We start from the raw sequence: 14,882 nt of genomic DNA, 5'->3' as shown, positions 1-14,882 counted from the left end.
CCGAACCTTTATTGTTTATCGGAGGATCGCACGGCCGGTATGCGAATCGTTACCGAGGTTCCATAACCTGGCGAGGAGGAGTAGGTTAAGCCGTATTCTTGCCCATAGCAGAGCTTGATTCGATGATTAATGTTTCTAACGCCATATCCATGCAGTTCAACCTCTGTATTTCCGGTTGCAAGTATTTCATCGGCTTTTTCCTGAGGCATTCCTACGCCATCGTCTTGGACAATCAGAATAATATCATTCTTATCCAACAATCCGGTAATGGTGATTGTGCCTTTCTCGATCCCCCTAATTTCTCGTATGCCATGGATAATGGAATTTTCAACGATGGGCTGGAGGATTAGTTTCAGAATGTCGTAGCTGTTTAAATCAGGGTCAATTTGGATGACGAGCTCTATTTGATCGTCGAATCGAAGATTCTGTATTTTGACGTATATTCGGATATGGTCGAGCTCATCCTCTATGCTTACAATATCTTTCCCTTTGTTAAGACTGAGCTTATAAAATTTGGCCAGCGATTGTGAGATGACTGCAATTTCAGGCACGTCATTGTCAATGGCCTTCCAGTTGATCATTTCCAGCGTGTTATATAGAAAATGCGGGTTGATCTGCGCCTGGAGAGCTTTAAGCTCCAAACTTTTAATTTCTTTGCCGTTCTGATATTGCTCCTCTACCAGAAGCTTCAGTCTCTTAACCATATGATTGAAGCTGTCGGTCAAGTCGCCGATCTCATCGTGAACGTTGGAATTCACTTCAACATGAAGAAATCCTTCCTGCACCAACCTCATTTTTTTCATTAGCAGGAGTATTCGCTTGACCGTTGCTCCTGTAATCAAATAGGCGAATCCATAGGAGACAAGCCCGCATATCAGCATCAATACGAGCATGAGCGCTCTGATCCGGGTGCTCTGCTTAAATATTTCCGTATATGGAATGGCTGTTGCCATCGTCCAATCTGTATTTTCTAATGCTCGTACTTTTACAACGTAATCATTGCTGCCGATTAAGGCGTCGTTCCATGTCGTGCCGTTTCCCGGAAGCTCCTTGAGAAGCGCTACATTCGGATTAATCTGATCAAAATTTTGCACGTTGGAGCAGCTGACGATATCCCCATTCGAGTTTTGAATATAAACGACTCCATCATAGGTGATATTTGCTTTCTGTATAATGTTCTCAATGTTTGCTTTCAGTATATTGAGCTCAATAACACCTATAATTTCTGATGTCTGTTCAATGTTTCTAATTTTTCTTAACAAAGAGATGACCTGCACCGGATCGAGATCGCTATTGTTGTTTCTGATGGCATGCGATGGAAGCCAATTGACCTTATCCTTCGACAGCATCAGTGATTGATAGGTTTCAGTCCCGGAAAACAAGTTAATATCATGAAAGTTGTAGTTCTGCTCTGCATACATGAACCACTTGGGAACATAGAGGCTGGCCCGATAAATATCTTCAATGTTCTTGAAGCTTTCGAGAAAAAACTCCAGCTTCTGTCTGTCGATATTCTGCTGGACAAAATTGTTCTCGAACTCGCTCTGGTTCCTTGTCAGAATCGATTGCACATCAGAGTTGAAATAGATGACATCGGAAGCCCGAATAAGCGTGTTCACTTTATAATTTAAGAACGTATAGGCCTGGTCGAACGACTGGTCCGCGGAGTGGAGTATTTGTTTCTCGTAATCACGAGATACATTTTTGTAAGAAATGACCGTCAGCAGCGCCAGCGGAAAGAAGATAAGAAGGAAGTAGGAGATAAGCAGCTTTCCCCTGAGGTGCATATGTGCGAATAATCCGATAATGGTCCGGAATAAATGGCTCACGATTTGTGGTTTCTCCTGAACTGTGCCGGCGTCATTCCTTTTATTTTTTTAAATGCTTTGGAGAAATAATTGGCGTCATTGTAACCGGATCGATCCGCTATCTCATACAGCTTGGAATGTGGTTCCATCAACAGGTCGGCTGATTTCTCAATTCTGACCTCTGTTATATACTCGCCGATCGTTTTACCTGTTTCTTTCTTAAACAGCGATGACAGATAGGTAGGCGTCAGGTGAACATGCTCGGCGAGCGTATTCATGCAAATTTCCTTGTCGCTGTAGTTGCTGCGTATATATTTGATAACGTCAACAACTGCTCTGCTATTGGATTCTATCTTTTCTAACTGGTCAAATATATAAGTTGCTTTTTTGAGAAAATAATCTTTAAGCTGCTTAAGCGTATCCATCCTCGACATGATCGCCCAATCATATTCTTCTCTCGGCTGACCGGATATGATTAGCTGCAGTCCTCGTTTCTCAGCTTGCTGGGTAAGCATGTGCATCATGAGATAGAATAGATTTTTGACTTCCTCAACTGGCATTCCTGGTTTTGTTTTGAGATCGTAATAGACATGCTCAATGTACGAAATGATATTCGCTTGCTGAAGATGCTGTAGCAGCTTCGCATAGGAAGGCAAGATTTCCTCATTGATTTTGTGTACAGCACCTGGCAGGGCAGTCGAATAATAAATAGCACTGTTGTCATAATAAAAGAGGGTTTTTAGAAAGCTGGCTGCGGATTCATAGGAATCTCTTATTTTGGACAATTCGGACGAGGTGCTTCCGACAATCCAAGAAATTCGTGCGCATTTCCGTTCCTTTTCCTTCACATGCTCTGCAAGAAGCTGATAGAGTTCGCTAAGTTGTTTCCTTTTCTCCGGTTTGTGCGCGGATACGACTACGATATGATGTGCATCATCATTAACCGCCAAGTGAGTAAAGCCGTCAGAACCTTGATTCAGAAATTCGGTCATCAATTTACCGCAGCTTTGTTTGACGTCATTCGACTCGTCTTCCTTATAGGAGGGGACGATGATAGAAACCGTATAGGAGTCGTCTTGATCAAAAGATATGCCTGCAAGGCTCAAGTTTCGTTGCAGTTCGCGGCCGTCTATCGTGTTGTTTATAAGCCCGTTCACAATATTTTGCTTTATGAATGGCAGGCTGCCGGAGAGTGCCGCGTTAATATGATTGACTTTATTGTTCTCGATACAAAGCTGTACGGCTTGTCTAATAACAGCTTGCAGCTCTTCGATAATAATCGGTTTTTCAACATAGCCGACAGCGTTTAAACGAATAGCGGCTTTAAGGTATTCTTTGTCCGAGTATCCGCTTAAATAAATGATTTTGCATGCTGGATATTGTTCGTGGACATTGGCAGTAAATTCGATACCGTTCATTCCTGGCATTCTTATATCAGATATAACGATATCGGGCTGCATGAGGCGAGCTGCCTCTAGTCCTTCTATGCCGTCCCGAGCTTCTTCAACAACATCCACACCCAGTTCGCTCCACTTGATATGCTTCATCAGACCTTTTCTCGTATCGGACTCATCTTCAACGACGAGCAGCTTAATCATGTGATTTCACTCCCGATCATGCAGTTATATCGTCCATACATAACAAAGTGTATCCCCATGTTACAACACAAGTCTCTGTCTGAGTAGGAGGATAAATGTACTCAACTACATAACGAGATGAATAGAAGCAGTCTTGCAATAAACATCGAAAGATGACGATTGGAAGATGTAAATTATTAAAAGATGAAGATAACACGGGTTTATATTTGGAATTTGGCTCAAAAGAGGGTATAATGGATAAATAAGCTTATTTTTCGTGTTTTTGTTAAGCTTAAGGGGGGATCATATGGCTAAACAGCATTATCGGTTGACGAAACTTGAACTGCTATCTAGACTGGTGTTTCTTACTATTGGCGCTGCGCTTGTCGCTGTCGCGCTTGAGATTTTTCTCGTACCGAACAACATTATTGATGGTGGGATTGTCGGTATCTCAATTATTATTTCTCATTTAACGGGCTTGCCTCTCGGTATGTTTCTATTCGTGCTAAACGTGCCTTTCCTTATCATCGGATACAAACAGATTGGTAAAACGTTCGCGCTTTCCACGCTTTATGGGGTCGTGGTCATGTCTATCGGTACAACGCTGCTGCACCCAGTGAAGGCCCTGACGTATAGCACGTTCCTCGCTCCGGTTATCGGCGGTGTCATTCTCGGCATCGGTGTCGGTCTCGTCATACGGTTCGGGGGATCGCTCGATGGGACGGAGATTATTGCGATTCTGTTTACGAAGAAGACACCATTCTCTGTTGGCGAGATCGTAATGTTCTTCAATCTGTTCATTCTCGGCAGCGCGGGCTTCGTCTTCTCTTGGGACAGCGCGATGTACTCGCTTATTGCCTACTACATTGCCTTCAAGGTCATAGACGTGACGCTGGAGGGGATCGATCAGTCGAAGTCGGTCTGGATTATTAGCGAGGAGTGGAAAGAAATCGGCGATGCGGTTATCAGCCGTCTAGGCCGCGGCGTGACATATTTGCACGGGGAAGGGGCGTTCTCCGGCGGCACGAAGCGGGTTATCTTCTGCGTCATTACGCGTCTGGAAGAGGCGAAGATGAAGTCAATTGTGCAGGAGTTGGATCCGGCTGCTTTTCTCGCGGTAGGCAACATACACGACGTGAAGGGCGGCCGCTTCAAGAAGCGGGCAATCCACTAGTGTTTAAGGTATAGGCAGTTCAATAAAGGCAAGGCTGCGCGCTGGCGTGGTCTTGCCTGTTTTGTTGCGGGTAGAGTGGTTGACCGATATAATAAGGTAAATTAAGCAAATGCGGCAAACCTTGAGCGGACAAGCAAGCTTATTGTAAGTAAACAATGCGATGGCAGAGCGGCCCGCGTTAAGCGAAGCGTTTGAGAGTATGGGCAAAAGAAAAACAAAGAGCGGCGCGAAGCAGGAGGTGGCCGGATTGGATGAGTTTGCGCGGATACGCTACTGGACAGAAGGCCGCCAAAGCCCGGCGCTGCTTCAGGAGCAAGGAGTCGTGCTCGGCATCGGCGACGATGCCGCGATTGTAGAGGCGCCGGCAAGTGTTGCCGCCGGCGAGCTGCAGTGGCTGATGGCGGTCGACACGATGGTCGAGACCGTCCATTTCAGCGATGCGACGATGGAGGCTTTCGACATCGGCTGGAAGGCACTTGCCGCCAATATTAGCGACATAGCGGCAATGGGCGGCGAGCCCCGGCATGCGCTGGTTTCTATCAGCGCTCCGCCAGCTTGGGAGCCGCCACGTATAAGCCGGCTCTATGACGGGCTGTTCGCGTGCGCCAATGCCTATGGCGTCGCGATCGTTGGCGGCGACACGACATCTGCGCCGCTGCACATGGTTGTGTCCGTGACGGTGATGGGAACCGTCACGGCAGGAGCGGCGATCCGCCGGGCAGGCGCAGCGCCCGGCGACGCCGTGTTCGTGACCGGCCCCGCGGGAATGGCCGCGGCCGGTCTTCACGCTTTGCTCGCCGCGGCAGCTGCCCGCGGCGGCGAAGCGGCTGGCGGCGGCAAGGGCACGCCGCCGCTGCCGCCTGGCGCCTCGGCGCTGGTGCAAGCACACCAGCGCCCGGCGCCTTCGGTGCGCGCGGCGCGGATGCTCGCCGCGCGCGGAAGCGTCACGTCGCTGAATGACATCAGCGACGGACTCGCCAGCGAAGCCTGGGAAATCGCAGAGGCTTCGGGCGTCACGCTCGCGCTGCGCGAGTCACTGCTGCCGCGCAGCGGCAGCATGACCGCCTACGCGCACAGCTGCGGCGAGGATCCGCTGAACTGGATCCTCTACGGCGGCGAAGACTACATGCTGCTCGGCACGCTCGCAGCAGCAGATGCACAGGCGGCGAAGGCGGAGCTCGCCGCGGCCGGCCTGCCGATGTACCTCATCGGCGAGGTCGAGGCAGGACCTGCCGGAGTTGCCCTTATTCGCGAGTTTGATGTTCGTGGCGGGCCGCTGCGGGAAACGATTGCGAAGCGCGGCTATAATCATTTTGGAAATTAGGAGCTGAGATACGCTTCATGAGCGAGCAAATGGAAGTCATATGGATGACGGAGAACGAAGGGGATACCGTCCGTTTGGCGCAGCTCCTGGCGAGCTGGGCAGTGCCGGGAACGGTGCTGGCGCTGGACGGCGATCTTGGCGCGGGCAAAACGCGGTTCTCGCAAGCTTTTGCAGCCGGAATCGGTGTGCCGGGCGTCGTGAACAGCCCGACGTTTACGATTATTAAAGAATATAAAGGCGCGCAGCTGCCGCTTTATCATATGGATGTTTATCGCTTGTCCGAGGACGAGGCGGACGAGCTTGGGCTTGACGACTATTTCTTCGGCCACGGCGTCACGATCGTCGAATGGGCAAGCTTGATTGAAGCGCTGCTTCCGCCGGATCGGCTGCAGATGTACATCACGCACTTAGGCGACGAAGCGCGGCGGATTACGATAACCGGCATCGGCGCGCAGTATGTGGCATGGTGCCAACAATTACAGGCGATAGGAGCACAAAGCGAATGAGTGAACATACACAATCGCCGGCGAAACAGAACGGGCAACAGCTCGTGCTCGCACTAGATACATCAACAGCCTCTTTGGCCTGCGCGCTCGTGCGCGGGCAAGAAGTGCTTAAAGACATACAGTCGCTTGCGGAGCGCAACCATTCGGTTCATACCGTCTCTATTGTGCAACAGATTTTGGCGGACTGCGGCGTAAAGCCGGAAGAGCTGGACGGTATCGCGATTGGACGCGGTCCCGGATCTTACACAGGCATGCGAATCGCCGTTTCTGTGGGCAAAACGCTGTCATGGGTATGGAACAAGCCGCTCGTCGGCGTGTCCAGCATCGAAGCGCTCGGCTTTGGCGCGTGGCAATCCCATGCTCATGCTTATGCAGAACAGTCGCAGGTGGACGCTCCAGTGTGGATCGTTCCGATTATGGACGCAAGGCGCGCTCAGGTATACACGGCGTTGTTCGAGGCGTGGGCGAATGACGGCGAAGACTCCAATTGGACGCGCGTGTCCAAAGACGGCATTCGCCTCATGCACGACTGGGTAGATCGGCTTGTTGCGAGGCTAGCTGAGTTACCTTCTGAATCGCGACCGTCCGCGATTTGGATCGTCGGCGAACTGGAGAAGCATGAAGCCGAAGCGGACCGGCTGCAGCAGTTGTGCTCGGAAGCTGGTCTCAGCGTAGAAGTGCGCAAGCAGGAGTATATTTTGGAAGGACGATCGGTTGCTTCGCTTGGCTTGCAGCGCCTCGCTGCAGGCGAGCGGGATGATGCGCATACGTTCATCCCGAACTATACGCAATTGACGGAAGCGGAAGTGAAGCTTCAGGAGAAAACAGCCCAGCAAGCGGCTGACGGAAAGGGCGGCGGGTCACAGTGAAAGTAATTGAGGATGTGAGCCGTCTTGTTTTTCGAATGATGACGCTTGATGATGTGCCTACGATTGTAGCCATCGAGAGGGAAAGCTTCACGAGTCCATGGACCGAGGAGGCGTTCGTGAACGAGCTGACGAACAATCATTTTGCCCGTTATATGGTGATGGATTACGAGGGTGAAGTGATCGGTTATGGCGGCATGTGGACGATTATGGATGAAGCGCATGTGACGAATGTGGCTGTTCGCGAGCAGTATCGCGGTCTTGGGCTCGGCACGAAGCTGATGGTGGAGCTGCAGCGGACTGCGGTCATGTTCGGCGCGAAGCGCATGACGCTTGAGGTGCGGGTGTCCAATGAGGTGGCTCAGCGGCTGTACAGCAAGCTGGGCTTTGAGCCGTCCGGCATTCGCCCTGGCTATTATTCAGACAATATGGAGGATGCGCTCATTATGTGGGCGGAGCTGAATTCCTCGGGTGTGGGGCTTACAGATGACGACGAATGAACTTATTCTCGCTGTGGAGACGAGCTGCGACGAGACGAGCGTAGCGGTTATCCGCGGCGGTAAACATATTTTATCCAACATTGTTTCGAGCCAAATCGAGACGCACAAAAGATTCGGAGGCGTCGTGCCGGAGATCGCATCGCGCAAGCATGTCGAGTCGATTACGCTCATTATGGAGCAGGCGCTGTTAGAGGCAGGCGTGACGTTCCGCGATCTGTCGGCTATTGCGGTTACGCAAGGTCCGGGGCTAGTCGGGGCACTGCTTGTCGGCATCGTCGCAGCCAAAAGCTTAGCAATGGCGCTAGGTCTGCCCTTGATCGGCACACATCATATCGCGGGGCATATCTATGCGAATGAGCTTGTCGCGGAGATGCAATATCCGTGTCTGGCGCTCGTTGCATCGGGCGGTCATACGGAGCTTGTACTGATGGAGAGCGAGGGTGTGTTCAAGATTCTTGGACGTACGCGGGATGATGCAGTAGGTGAGGCTTACGATAAAGTAGCGCGGACTTTGAATTTTCCATATCCGGGCGGACCTCATATTGACAAGCTGGCTCAGGGTGCTGAAGAGGAGATGGTGATGCCTCGCGCGTGGCTGGAGCCGGATTCGTATGATTTCAGCTTCAGCGGGTTGAAATCGGCCGTTCTAGCTGCAATCAACTCTGCCAAAATGAAAGGTGAACCGCTTCGCGAAGCGGCCCTCGCCCGCGGATTCCAAGCCTCTGTCATCGACGTGCTCGTGACAAAAGCTCTTCGCGCGGTGCGCGAGACAGGCGCGAAGCAGCTGCTGCTCTGCGGCGGCGTTGCCGCCAATGGCGGGCTGCGCGCGGCATTGACCGCACGCTGTGAAGAAGCTGCCATCCCGCTGCTTATTCCGCCGCTTAAGCTGTGCACGGACAATGCCGCGATGATTGGCGCGGCTGCGCATCTCAAGTTTGTGCGTGGGGAGTTCACGCCGCTCGACATGAAAGCAGAGCCGGGGTTGTCGCTGGAAGAATGGTCGGTGCAGTGTTAAATTTATTTTCACTCTGCTCGATATCTGAATTGACAGACGATTTCGGGAAGCCTATAATAGGCAACAACACTTCACATTCATTATGCGAAACGCGTTGAACAGGAATAGTAGAGCTTACGTACCGTGATCAGAGAGCTGCGGGTTGGTGCAACGCAGACGGGTAACAGCTTGAATCTCGCCTGGGAGCGGAATAGCGGAAACGAGCCCATGTTTTGTTGGCCGAAGGCCAAGGCTGATGGAGCAGCTCGCGTACGTTGTTACGGTTAACCGCCGTGATCGGGTGCATCGCTGACGACTTCTAGAATCGTTAGCATGCTTAAGTGGACGTTATGCTCTCATGGGCGGCGTCAACAAGGGTGGTACCGCGCTGGACTAACAAGTCTGTCGTCTCTTGATTCGAAAGGTTTCGAATCGGGGATGGCAGGCTTTTTTTTGATGCTATTACGACTGAAGTGAACATAGATCAGAAACGCAATGATCAGGAGCAGTAGGAATCGAATCCGGGAAAAGCAGAGAGCTGCGGGGTGGTGCGACGCAGTCGAAGGATGATCCGAACTCGCCTGGGAGCGGAACGGTGGAACACGGTAGCAATGCTTTGGGGCGTTAAGCACGAAGCGTTCGCTGCCGGGAGTACGCCAGTTACGGCTAACCCCCGTGATCGGGTGCAGCATATTGAAGGTGAGTTATGGCAAGCAAGTTGCGCCATGCTCGCCGAAAATATTGCTGCTTAAGCGGGTCCGGACTTTGAGTGTTCGGGCAACGAGAGTGGTACCGCGGCAAGCTCATGAAGCCTGTCGTCTCTTGATTACAAGAGACGATGGGCTTTTTTTGTTGGGCAGCGGCGGCTACTGGCGTTGGCTATGAGGGGTACCAGTTACCCTACATGAGCTGAAAATGCAGCAAATCGGCGCAAGAAGGGTACTGGTTACTCTACATGAGCCGTAAAAGCAGCAAAATGGCGCAAGAAGGGTACTGGTTACCCTACATGAGCCGAAAGAGCGCAAGAGTATCCCCCAGGGAGCTCTATTAACTAACATCAGGTCAGGTCCATCAAACCAGCTACATCAAGCAAAAGTCGGTCAAACGAGCCAAAGAGGTCCACTAAACCAGCACATCGATGAAAAATCACCAGAGCGAGCCCATGAAGGTACTCCAGGTCGCTTCGGTCAAAAATCGCCGAAACGAGCCAAAGAAGGTACTAAGAGTATCTACATCGGTCAAAAATCACCGGAGCGCCCCAAAGAAGGTACTTCAGGTATCTACATTGACCTAAGAGGTCCGCCAAGCCAGCTACACCACCAAATTAAATCCAAATCCCATAAACCATTTAGGAGGTTAACCCTTATGACTATGAATCAATCTCAATCTCAATCTCAACCCCAATCCCAATCCCAATCTACTAACCGCATCATCCGCATCTTCGACACGACGCTGCGTGACGGCGAGCAGTCGCCGGGCGCGACGCTGCGCCCGGAGCAGAAGATCGTCCTTGCCCGCCAGCTGGCGAAGCTTGGCGTCGACATTATTGAGCCGGGCTTCCCGGTATCAAGCCCGGGCGAGTTCGCGGCGGTGCAGCAGATTTCCCGCGAGCTGCAAGGCGTGGAGATCGTCGGCTTCGCCCGCGCGATCAAAGGCGACATTGACGCCGCGGTCCGCTCCACGATGGATGCTGCCCGCCGCCGTCTGCACCTGTTCATCTCCTCCTCGGATATCCATCTGGATTTCCAGCTGAAGAAATCCCGCGAGGAGGTACTCCAGATCGCTCGCCAGATGGTCGCTTACGGCAAGCAGTTTGTCGATGAAATCGAGTTCTCGCCGATGGATGCGAGCCGCACAGGCCGCGAATTCGTCATCGAAATGGTTGAAGCGGTCATCGCCGAAGGCGCGACGGTCATTAACCTTCCGGATACGCTTGGCTACGCGCTGCCAGAGGAGTACGGCAACTTGTTCCGCACGGTGCGGGCAGGCGCAAGAGGTGCGGATAAAGTGCAGTTCAGCGCACACTGCCACAATGACCTTGGCCTTGCAGTAGCGAACAGCCTTGCTGCGATCCAAGCTGGTGCGAACCAGGTGGAAGTGACGATCAACGGCATCGGCGAACGGGCAGGCAACTGCTCGCTGGAGGAGCTGGTGATGGCGATCGAGACGCGGAAATCGGCCATCGGCGCAGAGACTGGCATCGTGATGAGCGAAATCTACGAAACATCTCGGATGGTCAGCCGGGCGATGAACTTCCCGATTGCGTACAATAAGCCAATCGTAGGGCGGAACGCTTTTCAGCATGAATCGGGCATTCACCAGGATGGTCTCTTGAAGAACCGCAACACGTACGAGATTATGGACCCAGAGGCGATGGGCATTCCGCGCAGCATGATCGTGCTTGGCAAACATTCCGGACGTCATGCGATCAAGCATAGACTGGCAGATTTCGGCATTGAGTTGACTGACGAGCAGCTGCTCGATGTGTACAATCGGTTCAAGGAGAAAGCAGACGAGATGAAAATCGTGCCTGACGATGTTCTCGTCCGTCTGGCTAGCGAATCGACAGCGACGCAGCATGATCCATACACGCTGATTGACCTTCAAGTACTTGCCGGAACGCAGCGTTCCCGCATCGCTTCCGTGACCATCCGCGAGCGCGACTCGCAAGAAGAACGGACGCTGACAGGCACGGGCACAGGTCCGCTCGAAGCGGTCATTCACTGCTTGCAGCAGGCGATTCCGGTATCCGCGGAGTTCGAGGATCTGGAGATCCACTCGTTATCTACAGGCGAGGATGCGCATGGCGAAGCAAATGTCAGCATTGTGTATAACAATCTGCGGTATACGGGGACGGCTGTGCATAACGATATTATTTTGGCGGCGGCACAGGCATACGTAGGGGCATGCAACCAGATGCTGATGAGCATGCAAGATAGCGAGTCGGAAGAAGTGAAGGAACAGCTAGCTTAAGCTAGAAGCGAGCCGTCCGAACCGCCCAAAAGGAGGCGCCTAACCGTATGGACATCCAGCCGTGTTTCATATGCGGCAAGCACCGCGGAGACATAAAGCCAGCGGGAGGCGTCATCTATGAGAACGAGCATGTATCCATATCGCATTTGGGGATTGGAGGCGAGTACAAGAGTGTGTATCTCGGCTATCTGATCGTCGAAGCGAAGCGGCATACGCGCGGGCTTGGCGATCTGACGGACGGGGAGGCAAGCGCAGTCTTCGTCGCGACGAACCGAATTAGCAGGATACTCCGAGAATCGCTGCAAGCGGAGCATGTGTATAGCTATGTGCGAGGCGATGCTGTGCCGCACTTCCATATGCATCTCATCCCGCGCTACGCCGGGACCCCAGAGCTGTTCTGACACCCGGTACAGCTTGCAGAGTGGACGGACGCGCCGCGCGGCAGCGCCGAGCATATCCAGCAAGTCTGCTCACAGCTGCGCGCTGCAATCACCAAATAGTACAGAAAACAGAGGGTTATCCAGCCCTCTGTTTTTCTTTTTCCACGGGTCAGCGCCAGTTATCCACAGAGTTACTCACAGCAATACCTTCCAATGTGAACAAGTGCGTGAAAGCCGCATAAAATGGGCATTTACAATGTGAACAAATGTCGGATAAGTTTTTCACAACCCATCTGTGGACAATGTGGATAAAGTGGATAATAACTTCTCTCATAATTCTCAGGAACATCTAATATTAAAGAAACGTTAAATTTATTCATGTTTAACCTCGTTAATAGTGCCAGAATTGCCGCACAATTCATCCATAGCTGTGGATATTTCTGTGGACAAGGGGGATAGATTGAAAAATCGCATGTGCTGCCGCCTTCGTGCAAATGCTACTTAGACAGACGATAGGGAGGAACATGCAATGCAGGAAACGACGAGTAAGGCGAATGAGGCAGGAACAATAAGTGGCTTGAGGTTAGCTATTCTCGATATCAAATCCATGTGGGGGTCTCGCGCCGTTCGTAAATCGCTGCTGGGACTCATGGTCCTTCCACTGTTGTACAGCTTCATCTACTTATGGGCGTTTTGGGATCCTACTGCAAGGATAAGCAAGCTGCCCCTTGCAGTCGTTAATGAAGATACAGGCGCAAAACGCGGTGGTGAACAGCACAATCTGGGCAGTGAGCTTACAGCGAAGCTGGTCGCGGATAAAGGTACCCACTGGACCCAGGTGAGCAAAGAGCAAGCGCATAAAGGGATTAAGAATGAGCGTTATGCGCTCGCACTCTATCTTCCGTCTGAATTCTCGACACAAGCATACAGCGTCAGCGGCGATCATCCACAGCCGACTCGTTTGAACATGGAGTTAAGCGAAGGGAGCAACATGCTGCAGGCAAAGATTGTGCGAGCCGTGACAGCCAGCGTGAATGATAAGCTGCGCAAGGAGCTGCAGGAAAACTATTTAAGCGTTATTTTCGATCAGGTGCTTAATGGGTCAAAAGGGCTGCAGGACGCTGCAGACGGCGCAGCCAAGCTGTCTGCAGCGTCGGCCGCTGCGTACAAGGGTGCAGGCGATCTGGCAAACGGATTAACTCAAAGCGGAGGCGGCATGACGAAGCTATCCACAGGTTTACAATCCTTAACAAATGGTGCAAATGAGCTGGAAAATGGGCTTGTGAAGCTGAATGCTTGGGCAGAGCTAGCGACGGCTGGAATTGACCAATGGAGCGGTATTCGCGCAGCTTCCATTTCTAAACAACCTGCTGCATCCAATCCCGCGAATCAGTTAGCCGCTTCACAGTCCGAACTGCTCACATCGCTGACAGGGGTAAGCCGCGATATGACGCAGCTTCGAAGCGAGCTGGCTAACGTCAAGAGTGTGACATCAGATATAGATACATTAAGCACGCTAATTCGTCCGGTGCAGAAGCAAGTCGCCGATATGAGTAATCGGGCACAGAACGGGCAGCAGCTGCTTCAAGGATTAGGACAGCAAAATGCGGATCTCCCCAACAGTACCGATTACAAGCAACTAGCTGAGCAGCTTGGCAGCATTCAGTCGACAGGAGCTGATGCGGCCGGTACGCTGCAAGCGGCGATACAGTCGATTGACACGTTAAGAGCGTCTCTGGAGCAATCCATTGGACAAGTCGCCAGCAAAGCGGCTGCTTTGACACCGAAGCTTGATCGGTTGGCAGGGCAGATGGATCAGTTCCGTACAGCGGCAGATGATGTTGCAGCATTGCTGGGCAAGCAGCAGTCGGCAGCAGATACGATTGGAGGACGAGTGAAAGCTGTGGCGAGTGGCGTGAGTCAATTGCAGCAAGGAAGCGGCAAGCTGATGACCGGGCTGCTGCAGCTTGGCAGCGGGGTGGAGTCTCTGCGCATCGGCAATGCAAAGCTTGGCGACGGTGCTGCTGCGCTTCGTGATGGTCTTGCTCAGATCAATCGCGGGCAAGGTGAGCTAGCGGATAAATTAACGGATGCAGCGGGCATGGCATCCTCAGATGGACAAGCGGCGAACCGGCAAGCGGTTATCGCGAATCCCGTGCAGCTGGAGGAAATGAATTTGCATCCGGTGCCGAGCAACGGCGTCGGGTTTGCGCCTTATTTTATCGCGTTGTCATTGTGGGTGGGCTCACTTGTGCTGTTCTTTGTGATCGACATTTGGCGGGTGCTCGCTCTGCCTCATGGTCCACTCGCATACCTTGGCAGCAAATACGTCGCGCTTGCTTCGGTCAGCGTCTGTCAGGCACTGTTGTCCGTGTTTATTTTGCATACGGGACTAGGTATCCCAACTGTGCTGCCGCCGCTTGCGATGTATATCTACGCAATACTGGTTGGGCTCGTATTTACGGCGATTCTGTTCATGATGATTGCGGTGCTTGGCAGTGATACAGGGCGGTTCGTGGCGGTGCTAATCTTGATGCTGCAATTGACTTCGAGTTCCGGTTCGTATCCAGTGGTGCTGGAGCCGGGGCTATTCCGGTTCATTCATCCTTTTCTGCCGATGACTTACGCGGTTGAAGGTCTCCGGCATCTGATCTCACTCGGGGGGTGGACAGCAATAATCCGGACTGCAGGGCTGCTGTCCGGATTCGGGTTGTGTTCGCTATTGCTGCTATATGTGATCAAACGTCGCTCAATTATGAAAGAAGTGAAGCTGGCTTAGG

General features: G+C 52.1%; 11 protein-coding genes and 1 other annotated feature. Of the genes, 9 read left to right on the top strand and 2 right to left on the bottom strand.

Annotated elements, in window-relative coordinates; translation table 11 throughout:
- Positions 1-8 precede the first annotated feature (8 nt).
- Positions 9-1,829: a cache domain-containing sensor histidine kinase gene (locus AC0LWF_RS18255; RefSeq protein ID WP_474652972.1), complete on the bottom strand. Its 1,821-nt coding sequence runs from the start codon at positions 1,827-1,829 to the stop codon at positions 9-11.
- A complete protein-coding gene (locus AC0LWF_RS18250) occupies positions 1,826-3,406 on the bottom strand; it encodes a response regulator (RefSeq protein ID WP_474652971.1) in 1,581 nt (526 codons plus the stop codon). Before AC0LWF_RS18250 ends, AC0LWF_RS18255 begins: the two co-directional genes overlap by 4 nt.
- 286 nt (positions 3,407-3,692) lie before the next feature.
- On the opposite strand from AC0LWF_RS18250, the gene AC0LWF_RS18245 reads away from it, so the two are divergent.
- The 9 genes from AC0LWF_RS18245 (at position 3,693) to AC0LWF_RS18205 (ending at position 14,881) form a co-directional block, all read left to right on the top strand.
- On the top strand, positions 3,693-4,559 hold the full coding sequence (locus AC0LWF_RS18245; RefSeq protein ID WP_474652970.1) for a YitT family protein: 867 nt from the start codon (positions 3,693-3,695) through the stop codon (positions 4,557-4,559).
- Positions 4,560-4,797: 238 nt separating this feature from the next.
- Positions 4,798-5,883 (top strand): thiamine-phosphate kinase, encoded by a 1,086-nt coding sequence (thiL, locus tag AC0LWF_RS18240; protein WP_474653177.1) that lies wholly within the window; start codon positions 4,798-4,800, stop codon positions 5,881-5,883.
- A gap of 17 nt (positions 5,884-5,900) precedes the next feature.
- The gene (gene tsaE / locus AC0LWF_RS18235; protein ID WP_474652969.1) at positions 5,901-6,389 is read left to right on the top strand and encodes a tRNA (adenosine(37)-N6)-threonylcarbamoyltransferase complex ATPase subunit type 1 TsaE; all 489 of its coding nucleotides are present in this window, start codon (positions 5,901-5,903) and stop codon (positions 6,387-6,389) included.
- Entirely contained in the window at positions 6,386-7,258 is an 873-nt protein-coding gene (gene tsaB / locus AC0LWF_RS18230) for a tRNA (adenosine(37)-N6)-threonylcarbamoyltransferase complex dimerization subunit type 1 TsaB (protein WP_474652968.1), read from the top strand. Before tsaE ends, tsaB begins: the two co-directional genes overlap by 4 nt.
- A complete protein-coding gene (gene rimI, locus AC0LWF_RS18225) occupies positions 7,255-7,755 on the top strand; it encodes a ribosomal protein S18-alanine N-acetyltransferase (RefSeq protein WP_474652967.1) in 501 nt (166 codons plus the stop codon). The genes tsaB and rimI overlap by 4 nt, the downstream gene beginning before the upstream one ends.
- Positions 7,742-8,770, top strand: coding sequence for a tRNA (adenosine(37)-N6)-threonylcarbamoyltransferase complex transferase subunit TsaD (gene tsaD, locus AC0LWF_RS18220; RefSeq protein WP_474652966.1), 1,029 nt, complete (start codon positions 7,742-7,744; stop codon positions 8,768-8,770). Before rimI ends, tsaD begins: the two co-directional genes overlap by 14 nt.
- Positions 8,771-8,855: 85 nt before the next feature.
- Positions 8,856-9,165: a binding site (T-box leader), on the top strand.
- Positions 9,166-10,120: 955 nt separating this feature from the next.
- The gene (locus tag AC0LWF_RS18215; protein ID WP_474653176.1) at positions 10,121-11,722 is read left to right on the top strand and encodes a 2-isopropylmalate synthase; all 1,602 of its coding nucleotides are present in this window, start codon (positions 10,121-10,123) and stop codon (positions 11,720-11,722) included.
- A 47-nt stretch (positions 11,723-11,769) separates the two neighbouring features.
- Positions 11,770-12,123: an HIT family protein gene (locus AC0LWF_RS18210; RefSeq protein WP_474652965.1), complete on the top strand. Its 354-nt coding sequence runs from the start codon at positions 11,770-11,772 to the stop codon at positions 12,121-12,123.
- 508 nt (positions 12,124-12,631) lie between these two features.
- Entirely contained in the window at positions 12,632-14,881 is a 2,250-nt protein-coding gene (locus AC0LWF_RS18205) for a YhgE/Pip family protein (RefSeq protein WP_474652964.1), read from the top strand.
- The last annotated feature ends 1 nt before the right edge of the window (position 14,882 follow it).

The organism is Paenibacillus sp. sgz302114, assembly GCF_056120345.1.
Note: the sequence above shows the minus strand (reverse complement) of the source record. Positions and strands in the feature narration are given on the sequence as shown.